Source organism: Bacillus sp. FG16 (assembly GCF_057809515.1).
Genome location: NZ_JBMDKC010000280.1, coordinates 1 through 830, shown reverse-complemented (window position 1 = coordinate 830; position 830 = coordinate 1). Strand labels below are relative to the sequence as shown.

Annotated in this window: 1 protein-coding gene; it reads right to left on the bottom strand. The window is 34.3% G+C overall.

The annotated features are described in order from the left end of the window. Window positions 1–54 precede the first annotated feature (54 nt). A partial coding sequence (locus ACODS7_RS32275) for an ISAs1 family transposase (RefSeq protein WP_488828647.1) occupies window positions 55–830 on the bottom strand: 776 nt, incomplete at its 5' end.

Genomic DNA, 830 nt, shown 5'->3' with positions numbered 1-830 from the left:
GGACAATCGCATGAAAAATATAGTCTTATTTCAAGTAGATATATGCGTTAATTTTTACATATTTAGTATAGATGGTAAAAATTTGTGAAATGCCATAGATAATAAAACTCGTTTTTGCCGCATACTTGTTACTTTCTTACGAGTATTTGGTGTCCATTTTTTCAAAATGGCTAAAGCGATTTTTCTCAATACATTTAAGTTCATTGCTGCCGTTTTGTTCAGCACTTTATGACTATCTTCTTTAAAAAGTACATCCAAATACCAATGCATCACCTCTATATCCCAGTGCCCTCGTACAGCCTTAGCAAATAAAGCAGCGTCTGTCTGTAAACTAGAAATATAATAGCGTCTTTCGACGCGAATTTCGTCATCTTTTTCCATGATTTTTTCCACCATACCAATACTTTTGACATCTTTCCATTTTACCTTTGCTTCCAACCAAGAAATATCATCCGTTTGATAGTAAAAACGTTTTTCAATCTGGCTGTGGCTCTTTTCAATCGTGCATACATAGCCTTTTTTTAGCTGTTTCATTTCCTCTAAAAAAGGAGCATGACCAAAATAATCCGTAATATCTTGATAAAGTAGTTTATGATTTTCTTTTATTGCTAACACATAATCCGCCTTTTTTTGAATGATATCAGAGGCAATATCTGTTTGTGTTCCCATCGCATCTAGCGTCACAATCATCTTCTCAAGATGGAGCGTATCCAATAATTTAGGAATCGCTGTAATTTCATTTGACTTGTCATTGACAGTCACTTGCCCAAAACATACTCCATCTGCTTTTGACCAAGCGGAAAGAATATGATTTGCTTTTTGATCTTTTG